Source organism: Halomonas sp. H5 (assembly GCF_050613175.1).
Lineage (GTDB): Bacteria > Pseudomonadota > Gammaproteobacteria > Pseudomonadales > Halomonadaceae > Bisbaumannia > Bisbaumannia salifodinae.
Window position 1 is genome coordinate 1,878,735 of the sequence record NZ_CP192510.1, and the last position, 19,863, is coordinate 1,898,597.

Genomic DNA, 19,863 nt, shown 5'->3' on the forward strand with positions numbered 1-19,863 from the left:
CAGCATAACAGAGTTGGGGGGCGGACAGCGCCCCCGCCTAGAGCTCGTTGGACTGGTAGCCTTCCACCAGGCCGTAGCGCAGCCCCATATGGGTCAGTTCCACGTCGGAATGGACGCCGAGCTTCTCGAAGATCCGGTAGCGGTAGGTGTTGACCGTCTTGGGGCTGAGGAAGAGGCGATCGGAAATATCGCTGACCTTGTGGCAGTTGACGATCATCATCGCCACCTGCAGCTCGCGCTGGGAGAGCTGGTCGAAGGGGTTGTCCTGAATGCTGATACGCGACAGGGCCAGGCGCTGGGCCATTTCCGGGCTGATATAACGCTGGCCGGCGAAGACGCTGCGGATGGCGTTGACCATCTCCGGCAGCTCGGTGCCCTTGGAGATAAAGCCGCTGGCACCGGCGTCCAGCAGGCGCTGGGCGAAGGCGTCCTCGAGATAGGCGGTGAGCACCAGGACCCGAATATCGCTCATGCCCTTGATGATCTTGCGGGTGGCCTCCAGGCCGCCGATCCCCGGCATGCGAATATCCATCAGCACGATATCGGGACGGTGTTGGCGTGCCTGGGCGATGGCTTCCTCGCCGTCGGCGGCTTCTGCCACCACCGTGATGCCCTCTTCGGCATCCAGCATCCGGGCGATGCTGGTGCGCACCAAGTGATGATCATCTGCGACAATGACCCTGATCAAAGCGATACCCCGATAGGCAGTTGAATCGTCTCGATGACGGGGCCTGTGGCGCCTCGTCCATGAGTGACTTAGCTTAGCTTCATTTAGGGGCGCTATCTAGCGGGGGGTGGCCCCAAGATCAGCGAATGACGATTAATTACGACTGAGGGGTTGACGGTTTCGGGAGGGGGGCGTAATATTCGCCTCGTCGCTGAGGGAGATGCCAGCAGCGACAGCCCGAATGACGCTACAGACATTCCGTGTGGGGCCTTAGCTCAGCTGGGAGAGCGCAACACTGGCAGTGTTGAGGTCAGCGGTTCGATCCCGCTAGGCTCCACCAACCGAATCGAGAAGAAGCCACCGCCCAGCGCGGTGGCTTCTTCGTTGTTTGCCAGTCAGTTGTCCCGACAAAAGAGGCCGGCCCCAGATGGGGCCGGCCTCTTTCTGTGCGGGAGAGGGAGAGCGCCTAGCCGTCCACCTTGCCCAGCAGCAGGAACTCCAGCAATGCCTTCTGGGCGTGCAGGCGGTTGCCGGCCTCCTGCCAGACCACGGCGCGGGGGTCATCGAGCAGGGTCTCGCTGATCTCCTCGCCGCGGTGGGCGGGCAGGCAGTGCAGGAAGAGGGCGTCCGGCCTGGCCAGGTCGAGGAGTGCCTCGGTGACCTGGAGGTCGGCGAAGTCCCGTTCGCGTTTGGCCTGCTCCTCTTCCTGACCCATGGAGGCCCATACGTCGGTGGTCACCAGATCGGCGCCGTCCACCGCCTGGCGGGGATCGCGCACCAGGCTGACCCGGTCGCCGGCGGCCTCGAGGATATCCTGGCGCGGCTCATAGCCCTCGGGGCAGCAGATGCGCAGTTGGAAGTCGAACTGGCGGGCGGCGTTGATCCAGGAGTGGCACATATTATTGCCGTCACCGATCCACACCGCGGTCTTGCCGCGCACGCTGCCGCGCAGCTCGGTCCAGGTCATCACATCGGCGAGCAACTGGCAGGGGTGGTAGTCGTCGGTGAGGGCATTGATCACCGGCACGCTGCTGGCGGTGGCGAACGCTTCCAGGCCCTGGTGGGAGAAGGTGCGGATCATTACCGCATCGACCATCTCGGAGAGCACCCGGGCGGTATCGCCGATGGGCTCGCCACGACCCAACTGGGTGTCACGGGGCGAGAGGAAGAGGGCGTGGCCACCGAATTGCGCCATGGCGGTCTCGAAGGAGACCCGGGTGCGGGTCGAGGACTTCTCGAAGATCATCGCCAGGGTGCGGTTGGCGAAGGGCGTATAGGTGGGGCCCTGGGTCTTGAGGCCGGTCTTGATGGAGATGGCCCGACGAATCAGGTAGGTGAGCTCCTCGGGGCTCAGATCCAGCAGGGTCAGGAAATGGCGTGCCGCCATGATGTCACTCCGCGTAAAACGACCATCCTAGCTAGCCGGGCGATGTGGCGCAACGCGTGGGGACAAGGCTATCTATCGCAGTCGGAGTCGCTGAGGGGCGCTGGGGGCAGGATGGAGCGGGGGTTTTTTGCCAGGGGTAAGGAGCACGGCTCCGAACGGGCTGGCCAGGGATGGCCAGCCCCGGTCCTGCAAGCGGAGCAGGATGCGAGAGCGAAGCAGGGCAAAAGTAGCGCCCAGGGAGGGGGTCACAGCGCCCCGCGACGGCCTGTCCCCAGGGTAGCCCCGGGTTTCCGAGGCTGATGAGGCTAATTGAGATAGCCCTGGCCGTTGCCTTGGCGGCAGCCTGGGTGTCGCCCCGGGGCTGTTTTCGCCGCCGGGGATCAGTAGAATGGTTGCCAAGCTCACAGTCACCGTCGAGAAGGAATCCCCATGAGCACTACCATCGACAACATCAAGCAGCAGATCGGCGAGAACCCCATCCTGATTTACATGAAGGGCTCTCCCCAGTTGCCCCAGTGCGGTTTCTCCGCCCAGGCGGTACAGGCGCTGATGTCCTGCGGCGAGCGCTTCGCCTTCGTCAATATCCTCGACAACCCGGATATCCGCACCGAGCTGCCCAAGTACGCCAACTGGCCCACCTTCCCCCAGTTGTGGGTGGACGGTGAGCTGGTGGGCGGCTGCGATATCATCGTCGAGATGTATCAGAACGGCGAGCTGGAGACCCTGGTCAAGGCCACTGCCGCCAAGCACAAGGACGACCAGCCGGAAGCTTGATGTCGTCTGCGGGACGCTGGAAGAAAATCGCCCCCATGGCCTTGCCATGGGGGCGATTTGCCTTGTCAGGCTGCTATCCGGCTTGCCCTAGACCTCTTCCAGGCCCTGCTCCCGCTGGGCCAGGTTCCAGCCCCCCAGGTCCTTGAAGCGATTGACGATGGCACAGAACAGCTCGGCGGTACGCTCGGTGTCGTAGCGGGCCGAGTGGGCCTCGGTATTGTCGAAGGCGATGCCGGCGGCGCGGCAGGCGCGGGCCAGCACCGTCTGGCCATAGACCAGCCCGGAGAGGCTGGCGGTATCGAAGCTGGAGAAGGGGTGGAAGGGGTTGCGCTTGATGCCGCAGCGGTTGACGGCGGCATTCAGGAAGCCGTGATCGAAGGCGGCGTTATGACCCACTAGGATGGCGCGGGTGCAGCCATTGGCCTTGACCGCCTTGCGCACCGGGCGAAAGATCTCCCCCAGGGCTTCCGCCTCGCCGAGGGCGACCTGCTGGCGCAGGGGGTCGTCGAGTTTGATGCCGGTGAAGTCGAGGGCCGACTGCTCCACATTGGCACCCTCGAAGGGGCTCACATGGAAGGCGTAGGTGGCATCCGGTATCAGGTTGCCTTCCGGATCCATGCTCAGGGTCACGGCGGCGATCTCGAGGATGGCGTCGCGTTCGGCATTGAAACCGCCGGTCTCCATGTCCACCACCACCGGCAGAAAACTTCGAAAGCGCTGCGCCATCATTTCGCGGGCGATTGCCTCGCTCATGCCCCTCTCCCTTCCCGATTCATGATCATCCCTGGCGATGGACCGCCCGGGTGGGGCGGATTCTAGCATCTTTGCCCCCGCCTGGCGCCAGGCGGCGGTATTCGACGCCGACCAAGGGCGCTATACTGAGGCGCTCGAAACCCCAGGCTGTGGCGGGCTTCCCCGCCGCAGCGTCTTGCATGAGTCGATTCACCAAGGAGCCCCGAATGTCCGATGTCAAGAAGGTCGTTCTCGCCTACTCCGGCGGCCTGGACACGTCCGTTATCGTCAAGTGGTTGCAGGAGACCTACAACTGCGAAGTGGTGACCTTCACCGCCGATATCGGTCAGGGGGAAGAGGTCGAGCCGGCCCGCGCCAAGGCCCAGGCCCTGGGCGTCAAGGAGATCTACATCGAGGACCTGCGCGAGGAGTTCGTGCGCGACTACGTCTATCCGATGTTCCGGGCCAACACCATCTATGAGGGCGAGTACCTGCTGGGTACCTCCATCGCCCGCCCGCTGATCGCCAAGCGGCTGATCGAGATCGCCAACGAGACCGGCGCCGACGCCATCTCCCACGGCGCCACCGGCAAGGGCAACGACCAGGTGCGCTTCGAGCTGGGCGCCTACGCCCTCAAGCCCGGCGTCAAGGTGATCGCCCCCTGGCGGGAGTGGGACCTGAACTCCCGCGAGAAACTGATGGCCTACTGCGACGAGCACAGCATCCCGGTAGACTTCTCCTCCAAGAAGAAGAAATCCCCCTACTCCATGGACGCCAACCTGCTGCATATCTCCTACGAGGGCGGCATCCTCGAGGATCCCTGGGCCGAGGCCGAGGAAGACATGTGGCGCTGGAGCGTCTCCCCGGAGGCCGCCCCGGACCAGCCCACCTATATCGAGCTGACCTATGAGAAGGGCGATATCGTCGCCATCGATGGCCAGGCCATGAAGCCCCACGAGGTGCTCGAGGCCCTCAACAAGCTGGGCGGCGCCAATGGCATCGGTCGCCTGGATATCGTCGAGAACCGCTATGTGGGCATGAAGTCCCGCGGCTGCTACGAGACCCCGGGGGGCACCATCATGCTCAAGGCGCACCGCGCCATCGAGTCCCTGACCCTGGACCGCGAGGCGGCCCATCTCAAGGACGAGCTGATGCCCAAGTACGCCAAGGTGATCTACAACGGCTACTGGTGGAGCCCGGAGCGCAAGATGCTGCAGGCCGCCATCGACGCCACCCAGGAGAACGTCTCCGGCGTGGTGCGCATCAAGCTCTACAAGGGCAGCGCCACCGTGGTGGGCCGCCAGTCCGCCGAGTCGCTGTTCGACGAGTCCATCGCCACCTTCGAGGACGATGCCGGCGCCTACGACCAGAAGGATGCCGAGGGCTTTATCAAGCTTAACGCCCTGCGGCTGCGGATTGCCGCCGGCAAGGGCCGTAAGCAAGATTAAGGCTGGGGGCATTCCTTCAGTTCTAAGACTCAGCGACGCCGGCCCTGGCCGGCGTCGCTGTCGTTGAGGCGTCGACAAGGAGGACACCATGTTCAAGAAGCTGTTATCCGGCCTCTTCGGCCAGGGCGAAGCCAAGGCCTCTCCCGAGGCGGAGCCGGTGGAATACCGGGGCTATCGGATTATCCCCGACTGCCAGGAGCAGGGTGGCCAGTACCGGGTCAGCGGCTGGATCCGTCTGCCGGTAGACGGTGGCGAGGTCAAGGAACACCGCTTCGAGCGCTCCGACGTGGTGCCCGGCCGGGCGGCCTGCGAGCAGTTGATGATCAGCAAGGCGCAGCGCTTTATCGACGATATCGGCGAGGCGATGTTCGAGCCCCGCTGAGGGTCGGGCCCACTAAGGCCGCAGTCCGTCCATCGACGATATCGGCGAGGCGATATCCGAGCCCCGCTGATAGCCATGATCCGCTGACTTGGCCTTTGGCCCAACAGGCAAGGATGCCGCCAGGCGCTACACTGCGGGCAGTCCCGACGAGGAGTGCCCATGCGCCTGCTGCAACGTCCTTCCCCCTGGCGGTCCCTCTTCGCCGGGGCCTTTCCCCCCGATCCCTCATGCTGGCCCGAGTCGCTGGCGCCCCTGAGCGATGCCCTGACGGCGCTGGGGCCCGAGCCGGGCCTGGCCGAGGCCAAGGCCTGGCAGCCCACCCTGGTGGAGGCCCTGGTGCGCCTGGAGCTGCCGGCGTCGCGTATCGCCGAGCTGCTCAGCGACCATAACGACTGGCTCTATCGCCGCGCCATCGACGATGCCCTGACCGAGATGCTGGCCCAGGGCTGGGGCGCGCCGCCGGTGGCCTTCTGCGTGCTGACCCTGGGCTCCGGGGCCCGCCACGAGAGCCTGCTGGGGCCGGATCAGGACAACGCCATGATCCTCGACGCCTATCCGGACGCTCGCCACACCGAGATCGACGGTTATTTTCAGCAACTGGGAGAGCGCTTTACCGCGCGTCTGGACGCGGCGGGGATTCCGCTGTGTCGGGGATATGTGATGGCGCGCTGGCCCCTGTGGCGCAAGCGCCTGGAGGAGTGGGGCCGGCAACTGGAGATCTGGACCGCCGAGCGGCGGGTCAAGCGGGTGCAGCAGGCCACCATCCTGCTCGATTTCTTTCCGGTGCATGGCGAGGCGCGCCTGGCCGAGGCGCTGCGCGACAAGGCCCTCGCCCTGGTGCCCCGGGCGGCGCTGTTCCTCGACGAGATGGCCGAGCTGCTGGAGGAGTCGCCGCCGCTGCTGGAACGCTTCGGGCGCCTGGTGGTGGATGACGAGGCGCCCCACGAGCGGGCCTTCGACCTCAAGCGCCGCAGCCTGCTGCCGCTGGTCAATGCCACCCGCCTGCTGGCCTGGTGTCATGGGTGTCGCAGCGTCGATACCCGCGGGCGCCTGGCGGAGCTGGTGGGGCGCGAGGGGTTGGAGGCGGCACAGGCGCAGGCCCTGCAGGCGGTCCTGGGGCGCTTTCAGGCGCTGCTGCTGCGCGCCCAGCGGGAGAGCCTGGCCCAGGGGCGAGCCGCGGATGGTTGGATCGATATGGCGCGCCTGGACGAGGCGGAGCGGCTGCTGCTGCGCCATGACCTGGGGCGGGTGCGCGAGCTGATCAAGCTGGCCAAGGCCGCCGCCCGGAAGGAGCGGCGACACGGGACCTGAGGGAGTGGCCCTAAAGGGCTACCGGTAGGGCCGGGCTTAATCGTCGAGGGCCTCGGGCAGCTCCATGATCAGGCAGGCACCGCCCAGGGTGGGGGCGGACTCTACCCAGAGGCGGCCGCCCAGGTGGGCGACGATGCCGCGGCTGATGGGTAGCCCCAGGCCGCTGCCCTTGGGCCGGTGGCGCCGCTTGCCGCCCTGCCGTTGCTTGATCTGGTGAAATTTCTCGAAGACCCGCTCGCGCTCGGCCTCGTCGATACCGGGCCCGTTGTCTTCGACGGCGAGGCGATAGTGCGTCTTGTGGCGGCTCAGGGTGAGGCGCACCCGGGGCCGCTCATCATCGGCGAACTTGCCGGCGTTATCGAGCAGGTTGATGATCACCTGGGCCAGGCGGTCCGGGTCGCCCATCACCCAGGCCTCCCCGGGCTCGATGGCCGACTCCAGGGTCACGCCGCGCTCCGCCTGCAGCCGTTCCACCGCCGCCAGGCCGTGGCGGGCCAGGGCGGCCAGGTCGAGGCGCTGGGGGTTGAGGGTCAGGCGCCCGCTCTCCAGCCGGGCCAGGTCGAGGATCTCCTCTATCAGCCGAGAGAGACGTTGACTCTCCTGCACCACCACCTCGAGGAACTGCTCGCGCTTGGCGTCGGGGAGGTCCTTGCCGTCGCGCAGGATCTCGGCGAAGGCTCGAATCGAGGTCAGCGGCGTTCTCAGCTCGTGGCTGACCATGGCCACGAACTCGTCCTTGAGGCGGTCGAGTTCCCGCAGCCGCTCATTGGCACCGCGAAGTTCCTCGCCGATGCGTGCCAGCTCCTCCGATTTCTGCTTGAGGCGACGGTTGTACTCCAGGGTCTGGGAGGTGGTGTCGAGGATCCTCAGCACCGCCTCCAGGTCCAGGGCCTCCCCACGCACCACCGAATTGATCAGCACCCGCGCCGAGGCGCTGCCCAGGGCCCCGGCCAGGGCCCGCTCGGTGCGCGCGATCAGTGCCGGCGGGGCCGGCCGGTCGTCGCCCCCCCCCTCCAGCACCCGGGTGGCCGCCTTGGCGCCCAGGTAGCGGGTCAGCAGGTCGCGCAGCTCGCCGCGACTGGTCTGGCCTTGCCATAGGCTGGTGGGCATGGCATCGCGGCGCAGCGCCCCGGTGAAGAGTGCCGCCTGGGTCTGCTCCAGGCGACTCTGGCGGCCGAACAGGGAGAGGCCCACCAGGGCGGTCAGGTTGAGCCCCAGGCTCCAGAGCAGCGAATGGGTATAGATATCCCAGCCCTCCAGGCCGAGCAGGGCATAGGGGCGTAGCCAGTCGAGGCCCCAGGGGCCTTGCTCGATAAGGCTCGGCGGTAGCCAGCCGGACTGGGCGAAGCCCGGCAGCAGCAGGGTATAGGCCCAGACCATTGCCCCCAGCACCAGGCCGGTGATCGCGCCCCGACGATTGGCGCCCCGCCAGTAGAGCCCCAATAGTAGGGCGGGGGCGAACTGGGCGGCGGCGGCGAAGGAGACCAGGCCGATGGTCACCAGGCTGTAGGCATCGCCGAGCAGGGCATGGTAGAGGTAACCCAGCAGCAGGATCAGCAGGATGGCCACCCGGCGGATGCCCAGCAGCCAGCCGCGCAGCTCGCCACGGCTTTCCAGGCGCCATCGAGGGGAGCGCAGCAGCAGGGGCATGATCAATTGGTTGCTGACCATGGTGGAGAGGGCGATGGTCTCGACGATCACCATGCCGGTGGCGGCGGAGAGCCCGCCGATAAAGACCAGTAGCGGCAGCGCCTCGAGACCGGCGGAGAGCGGCAGGGTCAGCACGAAGCTGTCCGGGTCACTGCCCCCCAGCAGCAGCATGCCGGCCAGGGCGATGGGGATCACGAAGAGGTTGATGGCCAGCAGATAGAGAGGAAAGAGCCAGCTGGCGCGGATCAGGTGACGCTCGTCCACGTTTTCCACCACCAGCACCTGGAACTGGCGGGGCAGGGTCAAGAAGGCCAGGAAGGCCAGCAGCAGCAGGCCGCTCCAGCCGAGGGCACCGCCATCCACCGCCGACAGGTCCAGGGCCTGGCGCAACCGGGGATCGGCGCCGGCCCGGGCGAAGAGGTCACCCACGCCGTTGAAGAGCACGAAGACCGTAAACACGCCCACCGAGATAAAGGCCACCAGCTTGACCAGGGACTCGAAGGCGATGGCCGCCACCATGCCTTCGTGGCGCTCGCTGGCATCCAGGTGGCGAGTGCCGAAGAGAATGATAAAGACCGCCAGCACCAGGGCCACCCAGAAGGACTTGTCGACCCAGAAACGCTCCTCGGCCAGTTGCAGCTCGATGGGGGCGGGATAGCTTACCAGCACCGCATGGCTCAGGGTGATCGCCTTGAGCTGCAGGGCGATATAGGGGGTGATGCCCACCAGGGCGACCAGCGCCACCAGGGCGCCGAGCACGCGACTCTTGCCATAGCGGGCGCTGATGAAGTCGGCGATGGAGGTGAGCCGCTGGTCCGAGGCGACACGCACCATCTTGCGCAGGATAAAGGGCGCCGAGAGCATCGCCAGGGTGGGCCCCAGGTAGATCAGCAGGAAGCTGGCGCCCTGGGTAGTGGCCCGGCCGACGCTGCCATAGAAGGTCCAGGCGGTGCAGTAGACGGCGATGGAGAGGGCATAGACGGTGGGTGAGCCGATCACCGAGCGGCCCTGGCTGGCGCGCCGGTCGCCCCAGGCGGCGATCAGAAACAGCAGCGCCAGGTAGCCGAAAGCGGCAGCGAGGATAACCGCTTCGCTACGCATGCCGGCCCCCTTCCCGGGGGGCGGTCACGCCTGTTGCCGGCCGGCGCAGGCTCATTCCCTGTCTCCCTCCCGGGCGCCGCGCTCCAGCAGCCAGGCGGCCAGGCCGATCACCAGGCCCCACGCCAGCAGCAGATAGAGGGGCAGGGCGGAGAGCCCGCCGGCCAGGGGGCGGTCGGCGATGATCACCAGCGGCGGCGAGAAGAGCGCCAGGGCCAGCAGCAGCAGGGCCAGTAGCCGCTCCAGGTGGCGGGGGCGCTTGTCGGGCTCACGCATTGGCGTCCCCCTGCAGGGAGGAGAGGGGGCGGTGGGGGATCATGCGCTGGCGTCCTCCCTGTCGAAGGCGCTGGTTTGCAGGCGTAACAGCTGATCCAGGCGCTCGATCCCGCGGGCCTCCAGACGCGGCAACAGGTGCAGCCAGAGCTCGGCGGTCAGGCGCGCATCGCCCAGCGCCGTGTGCCGCGCCTCGGGGGGAATGGTCAGGTCGTAGCGCGCCGCCAGGCTGTCCAGGTCATGGCCATCCAGCCCCGGGTCCAGGGCCCGGGAGAGCAGCAGGGTGTCGAGTATCGGCATGCTCAGGCGGCAGGGGCTCCCGGTGGGCTGCAGGGCCAGCAGATCGAAGGCGGCGTTATGGGCCAGCAGCACCGCATCGCCCACATAATCGCGAAAGCGCGGCAGGACCTGGGCCAGGGGTGGGGCGCCGGCCACGTCCTGGTCGCGCAGGCCGTGAATGGCGGTACTCGCCGGGGGAATGGGGCGCTGGGGGTCGATGCGTACATCGAAGGTGTCGTCGGCCAGCAGGCGGCCGTTGACGATGCGACAGGCGCCCAGGCTGATCACCTTGTCGCCCTGGCGCAGGGCCAGGCCGGTGGTCTCGGTATCGAAGGCCACCACCTCCAGGGCGGGCAGCGGGCGGGCCGCCAGGGCCTCATCCGGTGGCGGCAGCTCGGCGATGCCGAAGTCGTGGAATTCAGGGCGCGGGGGGACCCGGGGGCGGGGCGCGCCGACCCGCTCCGCCGCCGGCAATGGCAAGCGCAGGCGGGCGTGCTGACCATCCTCGTCGGCCAGGCTCCATAGCTCGCTGGCATGCTGGCGCAGCAGGCTTTGCAGGCTGGGGCCCAGGGGCAGCTGCGCCAGCCGGCGCGACTGCCACTGGGCCAGCCGCCCCTGGGAGAGTGGGGTGCCGATCCAGATCAGGTCCAGGTAGACCCGCTTGTTGCCCAGGCAGGCTTCGACCTCCAGGCAGGTCTGGCCGGTCGTGGCGGCGAGCTCTTCCACCAGGGCTTCGAGCAACCCCAGTAGCGCCGGGGCATCGGCCTTGATCCAGGCGGGGATGCCGATGGGGCGGATCGCCAGGCCACGCTCGGTGAGGCGCTCGTTGAGGGCCTCGAAGAGATCATTGGACCAGGTGGGCAGCAGACGCTCGCCCTGCTGCTGGAGGCTTTCGGTGAGCTCCCCGAGGCCGTGGATCAGTTCCCCGAGGCGCTCGCTCTCCTCTTGGACGGCCTGGGTCAGGCGATGGCGCAGGGCCTCGTTCCGCCCCTCCAGTTGGCCCAGGGCCTCGGCGGCACTGCCCAGGTTGGCGCCATGGCCGCGCAGGCGTGGCAGCAGCTCTGCCAGGCCGGCCCGGGGCCCCAGCTCGCTGTGCCAGGCGGCGGTGGCGTCCTCCAGGGTGATCAGGGTCTCCTCATGCTGGCTGGGCACCCGGCGCAGCATGGCGCGCAGCCAGTGCTCGCCCAGGGGCACCAGTAGCTCCCGGGGCGTGCCATCATCGGGCAGCCGGGCCAGGCTATCGCGCAGGCTGGCCTGGGGCAGCAGCCCCTCCAGGCGCTTGCCCAGGCCCAGCCCCGGATGGTCGGCGAAGAGCGTTTCGGCGGCCTGATTGAAGAGCAGGATCCGGTGGTGGCGATCGCACAGCAGCAGGGGCGTCTCCAGGAGCTGCAGCAGGGACTCCAGCTCCTGGCGAATCCGCGCGGCACTGCGGGCGCCTTCGGCATGGGCGGTGGCCAGGCGTTCGCGGTCGCCCCGCCAGCCCTGCCGTAACCGCTTGAGATCCGGGGCCAGGCCGGCCAGCCAGCCCTCGGGAGGGTAGTCGTCACGGGCATCGGGGTTGGCGGCCAGGCGTGCCACCAGTACCTGGAGGTGGCGCAGCGGGCGCAGCAGGCGCCGCTCCAGCAGGGCGCCCAGGGTGAACAGCAGCACCCCGCTGGCCAGGCTGGCCGCCCAGAGGGCGAGGCGTTCCGGGCCCTGGGGCATCAGGCGGGCGTCGAGCCAGAGGGCGATGACCAGGCCGGCGAAGAAGCTCAGGCCACTGAGCAGCAGCCAGGCACCGACCAGGCGTTGGCGTCTGGGCAGCCCCATCAGCGGGCCTCGTCGAGCAGCGCCTTGACCTTCTCCACCAGGGCCTGGGTCGAGAAGGGCTTGGTGATGTAATCATCCGCCCCCAGTGCCAGGCCCTTCTCCCGTTCCACTTCGCGGCCATGGGCGGTGAGCATGATGATCGGCAGCTTGGCACCCCGGGGCATCTGGCGCAGCCGCTCGAGGACCTCGAAGCCGCTGAGATCGGGCAGGCTGATATCCAGCAGCACCAGGTCGGGAAGGTCCTCGGCGACCCGGGCCAGGGCGCCTTCGCCATCCTCGGCGGTCGTGACCTCGAAGCCCGCCTGCTGCATCAGGAACTCCAGAGACAGGACGATATTGGGCTCGTCATCCACCACCAGCACCTTGGGCATCGGCCCCTCCTCGTCGATTGTCGTTGTTGAGTGCAGTCTAGTGGCGCGGCGGCGGACGTTGAAAGGCGACCTTGGCAGAATGGCGCGGCGAGGAAGGAGAAAGCGCTTGGCGATCAGCCGTGGCCGTTATCGGGGTGCCCGAAGCCCAGCCCGTCCCGGCGGGGGCGCAGCCAGTACCAGGCCAGCAGGATCACCAGCAGCGGCAGCAGCCAGTCGGGTACCCGGGTCAGCCAACCGAGTCCCTGATACAGGAAGAAGGCCACCAGGCCGGCGGCGATCCCTCCCAGGGGGTGCACCCAGGCCGCCGGGCGGGGGGCGTCGCGACGCAGGGACAGGCGCAGCAGCATGCCGATAAAGAGGCCGAAGGCCGCGGCCATGGCCAGGGTTGACCAGAAAGCATTCATAGCACCTCCCACGGAGTTCATCCGCCCCGCAAAACGCTTCGACTTTGGGCGAAATACGACCGATTTTTCCTTGGTTATGATGGATTTATTGGTGGCTGGCTACCAATCTTAGCGAGTGGCAATATAACGCATGCCAGCCAAGGTTCGCCGAATCGGCGAGCGACCAAGAAAAAAGAACGCCTTACCAAGGAGCCTATCACATGAGCGCAATCGTGCTGCTGGTCCTGGGGTTGGGGGCGATGGCGGCGGGGTACTTCCTCTACGCCAGGTTCATCGCCGAGCGGATCTACCGCCTCGACCCCGATTACAAGACGCCCGCCCATGAGTACGAGGATGGAGTGGACTATGTGCCCACCAACCGTTTCGTGCTGTGGGGGCACCACTTCACCTCGGTGGCCGGGGCCGCCCCTATCGTGGGGCCCGCCATCGCGGTGATCTGGGGCTGGTTGCCCGCCTTCCTGTGGGTGGTGCTGGGGACCATCTTCTTCGCCGGGGTGCATGACACCGGGGCGATCTGGGCCAGCGTGCGCAACAAGGCCAAGTCGGTGGGCGCCCTGACCGGCGACGTGGTGGGCAAGCGGGCTCGCAGCATCTTCATGATCGTGATCTTCCTGGTGCTGCTGATGGTCAACGCGGTCTTCGCCGTGGTGATCGCCGGCCTGATGATGAACTTCTCCAGCGCCGTGGTCCCGGTGTGGGGCGCCATCCTGGTGGCGCTGATCATCGGCCAGTTGATCTACCGCCGCCTGCTGAGCCTACCCATGGTGTCGATCCTCGGCGTGATCGCCCTCTATGCGCTGATCGGTATCGGCCCCTCGGTGCCCATCCAGATGCCCGCCGAGGTGGCTGGCCTGTCCGGCAATGCGGTCTGGATCCTGATCCTCTTCGGCTATGCGGCCATCGCCTCCCTGCTGCCGGTCTGGGTGCTGCTCCAGCCCCGGGACTACATCAACGGCCTGCAGCTGTTTATCGGCCTGATCGTCCTCTATGGTGCCATCCTGCTGATGAACCCGACCCTGGTGGCCCCGGCCTTCAACGACAACGTGCCTGCCGGCACCCCGTCGTTGCTGCCGCTGCTCTTCGTGACCATCGCCTGCGGCGCCATCTCCGGCTTCCACGGCCTGGTCTCCTCCGGCACCACCTCCAAGCAGCTCAACAAGGAGACCGATGCCCGCTTCGTCGGTTACTTCGGCGCCATCGGCGAGGGCATGCTGGCGCTGGCCGCGATTCTCGCCGCCACCGCCGGCTTCGCGACCTTCGCCGACTGGCAGGCCATGTACACCGCCTTCGGCCAGGGCGGCGTCAATGCCTTCGTGGAGGGCGGCGCCTTTATCATCCATAACGGCATCGGCCTGCCGGAGGCCACCGCCGCGACCCTGCTCACCGTGATGGCGGCGCTGTTCGCCGGGACCACCATGGATACCGGCCTGCGCCTGCAGCGCTATATCTTCCAGGAGTGGGGGGAGATCTATAATCAACAGTGGATGAAGAAGTCGGCGCCGGCCACCCTGCTGGCGGTGGGTAGCTGCCTGCTGCTGGCCTTCGGGGCCGGGGGCGCCGATGGCTCCGGTGGCCTGATCATCTGGCCGCTGTTCGGTACCACCAACCAGTTGCTGGCGGGCCTGACCCTGCTGGTGATCACGGTGATGCTGGTGCGCCTCAAGCGCCCCATGGTCTACACCCTGGTGCCGCTGTGCTTCCTGCTGGTGATGACCATCGCGGCCCTGCTGATCCAGCTGCGCAGCTTCCTCGAGCAGGGCAACCATTTCCTGCTGGTGCTGGATATCGTGGTGCTGATCGCCGCCATCCTGGTGGCCATGGAGTGCGCCTCGGCCCTCAAACGCTCCCGGGCCGAGACCCTGGAGTCCCAAGAGTGACGCGGGAGGACACCGATGAGCGATGATCGTGACCCTCAGGATCCGCGGCTCGAACGGATTCGGGCCTGGCTCGGCCAGGCCCGATTCTTCGCCGAGGAGATCTACTCCACCCGCTACCGGGGGGCCATCGCCCGGGCCCGGCGCGACGAGGACGATCTCTTTATGCTGCTGGTCTTCTCCGAGATGATGGGGCTCTCCAACCCGGTGGCCTACTACACCCTGGAGCTCCAGCCCCTGCTGCTGGAACGCTTCCACGACTGGCACCGGCGCATGGGCATGGAGCACTCGCCCCTGGATCATTTCAAGTGCTGCTAGCGCCAAGCGCCGAGGAGAACGGGGGCCTCTTGCCCCGGGCCATTTATTTCTTGGCCGCTTGGCGGCTTGTGTCTCGCGGCTGATTCAGCATGGAATCCCTGATGAAAGCGCTACTGGATAAACGCCTGCTCTGGGTGGGCGGCAAGGGCGGTGTCGGCAAGACCACCGTCTCGGCATCGCTGGCGGTGCTGGCGGCGCGCCGCGGCAAGCGGGTGCTGGTGGTCTCCACCGACCCGGCCCATAGCCTGGGCGATGCCTTCGACCGGGAGCTGGGGGATCGCCCCCGGCGCCTGCTGGCGGGGCTGGATGCCCTGGAGATCGACCCGGACGTTGAGGTAGAGGCGCACCTGGCCCGGGTGATCGAGCAGATGCGCCGCTATGCCGCCCCGCAGATGATGGCGGAACTAGAGCGCCAGATGCGCCTGACCCGGCAGTCGCCGGGCACCCAGGAGGCGGCCCTGCTGGAGCGGCTGGCGCGGTTGATCACCGATGACGAGGCCCCCTATGATCTGGTGATCATCGACACCGCCCCCACCGGCCATACCCTGCGCCTGCTGAGCCTGCCCGAGGCCATGGCGGCCTGGACCGACGGCCTGCTGGCCCATAACCGCAAGTCCGAGGAACTGGGCAAGGTGCTCTCCCACCTGACCCCCAAGCGGGGGCGGGACCTGGCGACCCCCTTCGACGATCCCCAGGAAGACCCCTTGAGCGACCTGGATGAACGCACCCGGGAGGTGGCCCAGACCCTGATCACCCGGCGACGGCTCTTTCACCAGGCCCGACGGCGCATCGAGGACGTCGAGCATACCGGCTTCCTCTTCGTGCTGACCCCGGAGCGGCTGCCGATCCTGGAAACGGTGCGCGCCGTGGCGGCCCTGGAGGAGGCGAAGATCCCGGTGGCGGGCACCCTGGTCAACCGGGTGATTCCCGCGGAGGCCGATGGTCGCTTCCTGGCCGCCCGCCGCGCTCAGGAGGCCAGTTACCTGGCGCGTATCGATGACGAGCTCAGGCACCTGCCGCGGCCGCGCCTGCCGCTGCTGGCGAGTGACGTCCAGGGCATCGAGGCGCTGGAGCAGATGGCCCGACGCCTGGAAGACGCCGGCTTCTAGGTTCTTATACCGTTATCTTGTTTCTTCGGCGGCGCCGACTCTGCCCGGAGTGTACAGCGGCCCCGGGCGAAATTGTCGTCGTAGCCACGGCCCGCCGCGCCCCCGCCATTCGTTCCTGGGTCGCGCTGATACGCCCGGCACGCAAGGCTAGGGCAGTCGCTTGCTCAGCCGCTGCCAGGCGAGCCCCAGCCACTCGTGGAGGGCGCGGCTGCTCTGGTTGAGGTGATAGGCTCGCGGTAGCCAGGCATGGAGGCCCGGGGGCGGGGCGCTGGCGAAGCCGGTGGGGGCGGGAATCACCGTCAGCCCCGCCGCCTCGAACGCCGCCACCGCCCGGGGCAGGTGCCAGGCCTGGGAGACCAGGGCCACCCGGGTGATGCCGTCATTGCCGAGCATCCGCGCGCTGAAGCGGGCATTCTCGGCGGTATTGCGACTCTCGCCTTCCATCCAGCGCACCGGCACCCGAAACACCTCGCGCAGGGCCGCGGCCATCAGGCTCGCTTCGGCGCTGTGCTCGTCGTGCACCCGGCCGCCGCTGACCAGGATCGGCAGGCCGCTGTCGCGGTGCAGCTTGGCGCCATAGGCCAGGCGCCGCCAGCTGGCATCCGAGGGCGCGTCCCCCCAGCCGAACTCGGCGGCGTCGTAGTCGCGACCGCCCCCCAGGATGACGATGGCCTGGGCCTGGCGCCACTGGCCGGGACCAATCACCGGATGGGACTCCAGGCCCTGGCGCAGCAGGTGACTGGCCATGGGGGTGGCCAGCAGGGCCAGGCTCGCCAGCCCCAGGGCCAGCAGTAGCCCGCCCGCCAGGCGCCGCGGCCCCAGGGCCAGGCCCAGCAGGACCAGCAGCAGGTTGATCAGCGGCGGCAGCAGCAGGTACTTGAGGGCGACCATCGAGACCTCCGACCAGTGGGGTGACCCGGATATGGCCCAGTATGGCAGGTGGCTGACAAGGTGCTCCTAGAGCTCGACCTTATCCTTGAACTCGCAGAGGTCCTCGATCACGCAGCTGCCGCAGCGGGGCCTGCGGGCCACGCAGGTGTAGCGGCCATGCAGGATCAGCCAGTGGTGGGCGTCCTGGCGGAACTCCCGGGGCACATGGCGCAGCAGCTTCTTCTCCACCTCCAGCACGTCCTTGCCCTTGGCGATGCCGGTGCGGTTGGCGACCCGGAAGATATGGGTGTCCACGGCGATGGTGGGCTGGCCGAAGGCGGTGTTGAGGATGACGTTGGCGGTCTTGCGCCCCACCCCCGGCAGCGCCTCCAGGGCGGCCCGGGTCCGCGGCACCTCGCCGCCGTGGCGGTCGAGCAGGATGCGGCAGGTCTTCATCAGGTTCTCGGCCTTGGTGTTGTAGAGGCCGATGGTCTTGATGTGCTCCTTGAGGCCGTCGAGGCCCAGGTCGAGGATCGCCTGGGGGGTATTGGCCAGGGGAAAGAGGCGGGCGGTGGCCTTGTTGACCCCCACGTCGGTGGCCTGGGCGGAGAGCAGCACCGCGGTGAGCAGTTCGAAGGGGCTGCTCCAGTCGAGCTCGGTGGTGGGCTCGGGGTTGTGGTCGCGCAGCCGCGCGAAGATCTCGAAGCGTTTCTCGGCGTTCATCAGGGCCTCGTCAGCGTGGGGTGCCGGTGACGCGAATGCGCTCCCGGGGCGTGGGCGCGGCGGCCCGGCGGCGCCGGTCGTCGATGGCGTTCTTCAGGGCGATCAGCAGCCCCGCGGCGAAGAAGGCCCCGGGGGGCAGCACCAGGAAGAGGAAGTCGTAATCGGGAATCAGGGTCAGTTGCCAGTCGGCGGCGATGGGGCCCAGCAGCAGGTCGAGGCCGGCGAAGAGGCTGCCCTGGCCGAACAGCTCGCGGATGGCCCCCAGCAGTACCAGGACGGCGCCGAAGCCGAGCCCCATCATCAGGCCGTCGAGTAGCGCCGGCAGCGGCGGCTGGCGGGCGGCGAAGGCGTCGGCGCGGCCCAGGATGGCGCAGTTGGTGACGATCAGCGGAATAAAGATCCCCAGCACCTTGTGCAGCTCATAGGCGTAGGCGGCCATCAGCAGGTCGGCGCAGGTGACGAAGGCGGCGATAATCATCACGAAGGCGGGCAGGCGCACCGCCGCGGGCACCCGCTGGCGAATCAGCGATACCGCCAGGTTGCTGCCCATCAGCACCCCCAGGGTGGCCAGGGCCAGGCCCAGGGCGTTGACCACGCTGGCGCTGACCGCCAACAGCGGGCAGAGCCCCAGCAGCTGCACCAGGGCCGGGTTGTTGTCCCAGAGGCCGTCCCGGGCCAGGGTCGAGAGATTGGGGGGGCTCATGGCCGGGCCTCCTTATCCTGGAAGAGGGCCTCGCCCTCGGCGTCCACGTACTCCAGGGCGCGCCTGACCGCCGCGACCACCGCCCGGGGGGTGATGGTGGCGCCGGTGAAGCTGTCGAAGTCGCCGCCATCCGGGTGCACCGCCCAGCGTTCCCGGGGCGGGGCCTCGAGGCTGGCGCCCTCGAAGGCGAGGATCCAGTCGCTCTTGCGCCGCTCGATGGGATCGCCGAGCCCCGGGGTCTCCTGGTGGCGGCTGACGCGCACGCCGCCCAACTGGCCCTCCCGGTCGATGCCCACCAGCAGATGGATGGGGCCGCCATAGCCCTGGGCCACCACCGGCAGGATCAGCGCCGCCCGGCCGTCACGCTCGACTCGCCAGGCCGCGAAGGGCACCCGCTGACCCACCGCCTCGCTGGCGGGCAGGGTCAGCCGCCCCGCCAGCACGGTCTCCACCGGCAGGTCACGCAGCGACTCGGGCAGCACCTCCCGCAGTAGCCGGTACTCCTCGGCGCGCTGGTTCTCGGCGATGCGCTCGGCGGTGAGTGCCCGGGTGCCGGCCACCACCCCGGCGGTGATCAGGGCGAAGAGGCCGAGGCCCAGGCTGGCGCGGCGAATGGCGGGCAGCAGGCTCATGGCGAGGTCTCCCGATGGCGCCGTCCCAGGGGCCGGGGCGGCAGGAGATGATCGATCAGCGGCACGGCGAAGTTCATCAGCAGCACGGCGAAGGCGATGGCGTCCGGATAGGCGCCCTGGGTACGGATCACCACCACCAGCACGCCGATGGCGGCGCCATAGAGCCAGCGACCGCGGCGACCGGCGGCGGCGCTCACCGGGTCGGTGGCGATAAAGAAGGCGCCGAAGATGGCCGCCCCGGAGAACAGATGAAAGGCGGGGGAACCGTACTGGCTGGGGTCGCCGGCATAGAGCAGGCCCGACAGCAGCGTCAGGCTGCCGAGCAGGGCCAGGGGGATGCGCCAGTCGATCAGCCGTCGCCACAGCAGCAGGACGCCGCCGGCCAGCCAGCCCAGGGCAACGTCTCGCCAGGCGGCCTGGGCCCCGGCGGGCAGCGGCTCGCCGGCCCAGAACTCATGGGCCATCAGCCCCGGGGGCTTGTGCTTGAAGGCGTCCAGGGGGGTGGCGCCGCTCAGCGCATCGAGCCCCGGCCCCAGGCCGACCAGCAGGCGCAGCGCCTCCAGGGGCGACAGGGCCTCGGGGCCGCTCAGCCCCAGCGGCGCCACCCACTGGGTCATGGGCACCGGGAAGGCGATCAGCAGCAGGGCATAGCCCACCATGGCGGGGTTGAAGAGGTTCTGGCCCAGGCCGCCGTAGAGGTGCTTGGCCACCACGATGGCCGCGGTGACGCCCACCAGCAGCAGCCACCAGGGGGCGAAGGGCGGCAGGGCGGCGCCCAGCAGCACGCCGCTGACCAGGGCGCTATGGTCGGCCAGGGTGGTGCGCACCGCACGCCCGCGCAGGCGCAGCATCAGCGCCTCCAGGGCCATGGCCAGGCTCCCCGCCACCAGCACATTGGCGAGCACGCCCCAGCCGAAGTGCCAGGTCATCAGGGCGATGCCGGGCAGGGTGGCCAGCAGTACCCAGCGCATGATCTCGGGGGTGCCGGGGGAGGAGTGGGCGGTGCTGGCATGCATCAGACTCATGGGCGCTCCTCGGCACTGTGCTGG

20 protein-coding genes and 1 tRNA gene are annotated in these 19,863 nt (G+C 68.2%); 8 read left to right on the plus strand and 13 right to left on the minus strand.

All coding sequences use genetic code 11. The annotated features are described in order from the left end of the window. Positions 1 to 37 precede the first annotated feature (37 nt). Complete coding sequence (gene uvrY, locus ACQ1W9_RS08760; protein WP_431026225.1) at positions 38 to 688, minus strand: UvrY/SirA/GacA family response regulator transcription factor; 651 nt, start codon at positions 686 to 688, stop codon at positions 38 to 40. A gap of 243 nt (positions 689 to 931) precedes the next feature. Here uvrY and ACQ1W9_RS08765 point away from each other — a divergent pair. Beyond that, positions 932 to 1,007 (plus strand) — tRNA-Ala (locus ACQ1W9_RS08765). Positions 1,008 to 1,133: 126 nt separating this feature from the next. Here ACQ1W9_RS08765 and argF read toward each other — a convergent pair. Continuing rightward, complete coding sequence (argF, locus tag ACQ1W9_RS08770) at positions 1,134 to 2,054, minus strand: ornithine carbamoyltransferase (protein WP_431026226.1); 921 nt, start codon at positions 2,052 to 2,054, stop codon at positions 1,134 to 1,136. A gap of 429 nt (positions 2,055 to 2,483) precedes the next feature. Between argF and ACQ1W9_RS08775 the strand changes: the two genes are divergently transcribed. Beyond that, complete coding sequence (locus ACQ1W9_RS08775) at positions 2,484 to 2,828, plus strand: Grx4 family monothiol glutaredoxin (protein WP_431026227.1); 345 nt, start codon at positions 2,484 to 2,486, stop codon at positions 2,826 to 2,828. A gap of 87 nt (positions 2,829 to 2,915) precedes the next feature. Here ACQ1W9_RS08775 and rnt read toward each other — a convergent pair whose 3' ends face one another. Then, the gene (rnt, locus tag ACQ1W9_RS08780) at positions 2,916 to 3,581 is read right to left on the minus strand and encodes a ribonuclease T (protein ID WP_346062207.1); all 666 of its coding nucleotides are present in this window, start codon (positions 3,579 to 3,581) and stop codon (positions 2,916 to 2,918) included. A 206-nt stretch (positions 3,582 to 3,787) separates the two neighbouring features. Between rnt and ACQ1W9_RS08785 the strand changes: the two genes are divergently transcribed. The 3 genes from ACQ1W9_RS08785 (at position 3,788) to ACQ1W9_RS08795 (ending at position 6,701) form a co-directional block, all read left to right on the plus strand. Continuing rightward, complete coding sequence (locus tag ACQ1W9_RS08785; RefSeq protein ID WP_195859696.1) at positions 3,788 to 5,008, plus strand: argininosuccinate synthase; 1,221 nt, start codon at positions 3,788 to 3,790, stop codon at positions 5,006 to 5,008. Between the two features lie 88 nt (positions 5,009 to 5,096). Further along, positions 5,097 to 5,390 (plus strand): HlyU family transcriptional regulator, encoded by a 294-nt coding sequence (locus ACQ1W9_RS08790; protein WP_431026228.1) that lies wholly within the window; start codon positions 5,097 to 5,099, stop codon positions 5,388 to 5,390. Positions 5,391 to 5,549: 159 nt separating this feature from the next. Then, positions 5,550 to 6,701, plus strand: a complete 1,152-nt coding sequence (locus ACQ1W9_RS08795) for a DUF294 nucleotidyltransferase-like domain-containing protein (protein ID WP_431026229.1) — start codon at positions 5,550 to 5,552, stop codon at positions 6,699 to 6,701. Between the two features lie 36 nt (positions 6,702 to 6,737). Here the strand turns inward: ACQ1W9_RS08795 and ACQ1W9_RS08800 are convergent, their stop codons facing one another. The 5 genes from ACQ1W9_RS08800 to ACQ1W9_RS08820 form a co-directional block, all read right to left on the minus strand. Further along, positions 6,738 to 9,452 carry an ATP-binding protein gene (locus tag ACQ1W9_RS08800; RefSeq protein WP_431026230.1) on the minus strand — a complete coding sequence of 905 codons (2,715 nt, stop codon included), beginning with the start codon at positions 9,450 to 9,452 and terminating at the stop codon, positions 6,738 to 6,740. A 51-nt stretch (positions 9,453 to 9,503) separates the two neighbouring features. Beyond that, a complete protein-coding gene (locus ACQ1W9_RS08805) occupies positions 9,504 to 9,725 on the minus strand; it encodes a hypothetical protein (protein ID WP_346062211.1) in 222 nt (73 codons plus the stop codon). A 39-nt stretch (positions 9,726 to 9,764) separates the two neighbouring features. Further along, complete coding sequence (locus ACQ1W9_RS08810; RefSeq protein ID WP_431026231.1) at positions 9,765 to 11,810, minus strand: exonuclease domain-containing protein; 2,046 nt, start codon at positions 11,808 to 11,810, stop codon at positions 9,765 to 9,767. Continuing rightward, entirely contained in the window at positions 11,810 to 12,181 is a 372-nt protein-coding gene (locus ACQ1W9_RS08815; RefSeq protein ID WP_346062213.1) for a response regulator transcription factor, read from the minus strand. The genes ACQ1W9_RS08810 and ACQ1W9_RS08815 overlap by 1 nt, the downstream gene beginning before the upstream one ends. Before the next feature lie 113 nt (positions 12,182 to 12,294). After that, the gene (locus ACQ1W9_RS08820; RefSeq protein ID WP_431026232.1) at positions 12,295 to 12,585 is read right to left on the minus strand and encodes a hypothetical protein; all 291 of its coding nucleotides are present in this window, start codon (positions 12,583 to 12,585) and stop codon (positions 12,295 to 12,297) included. Between the two features lie 200 nt (positions 12,586 to 12,785). Between ACQ1W9_RS08820 and ACQ1W9_RS08825 the strand changes: the two genes are divergently transcribed. The 3 genes from ACQ1W9_RS08825 (at position 12,786) to ACQ1W9_RS08835 (ending at position 15,886) form a co-directional block, all read left to right on the plus strand. Next, positions 12,786 to 14,462, plus strand: a complete 1,677-nt coding sequence (locus ACQ1W9_RS08825; protein ID WP_431026233.1) for a carbon starvation CstA family protein — start codon at positions 12,786 to 12,788, stop codon at positions 14,460 to 14,462. 15 nt (positions 14,463 to 14,477) lie between these two features. Beyond that, positions 14,478 to 14,777 carry a cory-CC-star protein gene (locus ACQ1W9_RS08830; protein WP_431026234.1) on the plus strand — a complete coding sequence of 100 codons (300 nt, stop codon included), beginning with the start codon at positions 14,478 to 14,480 and terminating at the stop codon, positions 14,775 to 14,777. 101 nt (positions 14,778 to 14,878) lie between these two features. Further along, positions 14,879 to 15,886, plus strand: a complete 1,008-nt coding sequence (locus ACQ1W9_RS08835) for an ArsA family ATPase (RefSeq protein ID WP_431026235.1) — start codon at positions 14,879 to 14,881, stop codon at positions 15,884 to 15,886. A 147-nt stretch (positions 15,887 to 16,033) separates the two neighbouring features. Here ACQ1W9_RS08835 and ACQ1W9_RS08840 read toward each other — a convergent pair whose 3' ends face one another. From ACQ1W9_RS08840 to ACQ1W9_RS08860, 5 genes are all read right to left on the minus strand, one after another. Further along, a complete protein-coding gene (locus ACQ1W9_RS08840) occupies positions 16,034 to 16,777 on the minus strand; it encodes a YdcF family protein (protein WP_431026236.1) in 744 nt (247 codons plus the stop codon). Between the two features lie 66 nt (positions 16,778 to 16,843). Continuing rightward, positions 16,844 to 17,479, minus strand: a complete 636-nt coding sequence (nth, locus tag ACQ1W9_RS08845) for an endonuclease III (RefSeq protein ID WP_431026237.1) — start codon at positions 17,477 to 17,479, stop codon at positions 16,844 to 16,846. A gap of 10 nt (positions 17,480 to 17,489) precedes the next feature. Then, positions 17,490 to 18,182, minus strand: a complete 693-nt coding sequence (locus ACQ1W9_RS08850) for an electron transport complex subunit E (protein ID WP_431026238.1) — start codon at positions 18,180 to 18,182, stop codon at positions 17,490 to 17,492. Beyond that, positions 18,179 to 18,814, minus strand: a complete 636-nt coding sequence (rsxG, locus tag ACQ1W9_RS08855) for an electron transport complex subunit RsxG (protein ID WP_431026239.1) — start codon at positions 18,812 to 18,814, stop codon at positions 18,179 to 18,181. The genes ACQ1W9_RS08850 and rsxG overlap by 4 nt, the downstream gene beginning before the upstream one ends. Beyond that, on the minus strand, positions 18,811 to 19,839 hold the full coding sequence (locus ACQ1W9_RS08860; protein ID WP_431026240.1) for an RnfABCDGE type electron transport complex subunit D: 1,029 nt from the start codon (positions 19,837 to 19,839) through the stop codon (positions 18,811 to 18,813). The genes rsxG and ACQ1W9_RS08860 overlap by 4 nt, the downstream gene beginning before the upstream one ends. Between the last annotated feature and the right edge of the window lie 24 nt (positions 19,840 to 19,863).

Coding starts and splice junctions, on each gene's coding strand:
- ACQ1W9_RS08860 (WP_431026240.1), bottom strand. CDS start 19,839: ATGAGTCTGATGCATGCCAGCACCGCCCACTCCTCCCCCGGCACCCCC.
- ACQ1W9_RS08790 (WP_431026228.1), top strand. CDS start 5,097: ATGTTCAAGAAGCTGTTATCCGGCCTCTTCGGCCAGGGCGAAGCCAAG.
- ACQ1W9_RS08840 (WP_431026236.1), bottom strand. CDS start 16,777: ATGGTCGCCCTCAAGTACCTGCTGCTGCCGCCGCTGATCAACCTGCTG.
- rsxG (WP_431026239.1), bottom strand. CDS start 18,814: ATGAGCCTGCTGCCCGCCATTCGCCGCGCCAGCCTGGGCCTCGGCCTC.
- ACQ1W9_RS08785 (WP_195859696.1), top strand. CDS start 3,788: ATGTCCGATGTCAAGAAGGTCGTTCTCGCCTACTCCGGCGGCCTGGAC.
- ACQ1W9_RS08805 (WP_346062211.1), bottom strand. CDS start 9,725: ATGCGTGAGCCCGACAAGCGCCCCCGCCACCTGGAGCGGCTACTGGCC.
- ACQ1W9_RS08830 (WP_431026234.1), top strand. CDS start 14,478: ATGAGCGATGATCGTGACCCTCAGGATCCGCGGCTCGAACGGATTCGG.
- rnt (WP_346062207.1), bottom strand. CDS start 3,581: ATGAGCGAGGCAATCGCCCGCGAAATGATGGCGCAGCGCTTTCGAAGT.
- nth (WP_431026237.1), bottom strand. CDS start 17,479: ATGAACGCCGAGAAACGCTTCGAGATCTTCGCGCGGCTGCGCGACCAC.
- ACQ1W9_RS08825 (WP_431026233.1), top strand. CDS start 12,786: ATGAGCGCAATCGTGCTGCTGGTCCTGGGGTTGGGGGCGATGGCGGCG.
- ACQ1W9_RS08810 (WP_431026231.1), bottom strand. CDS start 11,810: ATGGGGCTGCCCAGACGCCAACGCCTGGTCGGTGCCTGGCTGCTGCTC.
- ACQ1W9_RS08820 (WP_431026232.1), bottom strand. CDS start 12,585: ATGAATGCTTTCTGGTCAACCCTGGCCATGGCCGCGGCCTTCGGCCTC.
- ACQ1W9_RS08850 (WP_431026238.1), bottom strand. CDS start 18,182: ATGAGCCCCCCCAATCTCTCGACCCTGGCCCGGGACGGCCTCTGGGAC.
- argF (WP_431026226.1), bottom strand. CDS start 2,054: ATGGCGGCACGCCATTTCCTGACCCTGCTGGATCTGAGCCCCGAGGAG.
- ACQ1W9_RS08795 (WP_431026229.1), top strand. CDS start 5,550: ATGCGCCTGCTGCAACGTCCTTCCCCCTGGCGGTCCCTCTTCGCCGGG.
- ACQ1W9_RS08815 (WP_346062213.1), bottom strand. CDS start 12,181: ATGCCCAAGGTGCTGGTGGTGGATGACGAGCCCAATATCGTCCTGTCT.
- ACQ1W9_RS08835 (WP_431026235.1), top strand. CDS start 14,879: ATGAAAGCGCTACTGGATAAACGCCTGCTCTGGGTGGGCGGCAAGGGC.
- ACQ1W9_RS08775 (WP_431026227.1), top strand. CDS start 2,484: ATGAGCACTACCATCGACAACATCAAGCAGCAGATCGGCGAGAACCCC.
- ACQ1W9_RS08800 (WP_431026230.1), bottom strand. CDS start 9,452: ATGCGTAGCGAAGCGGTTATCCTCGCTGCCGCTTTCGGCTACCTGGCG.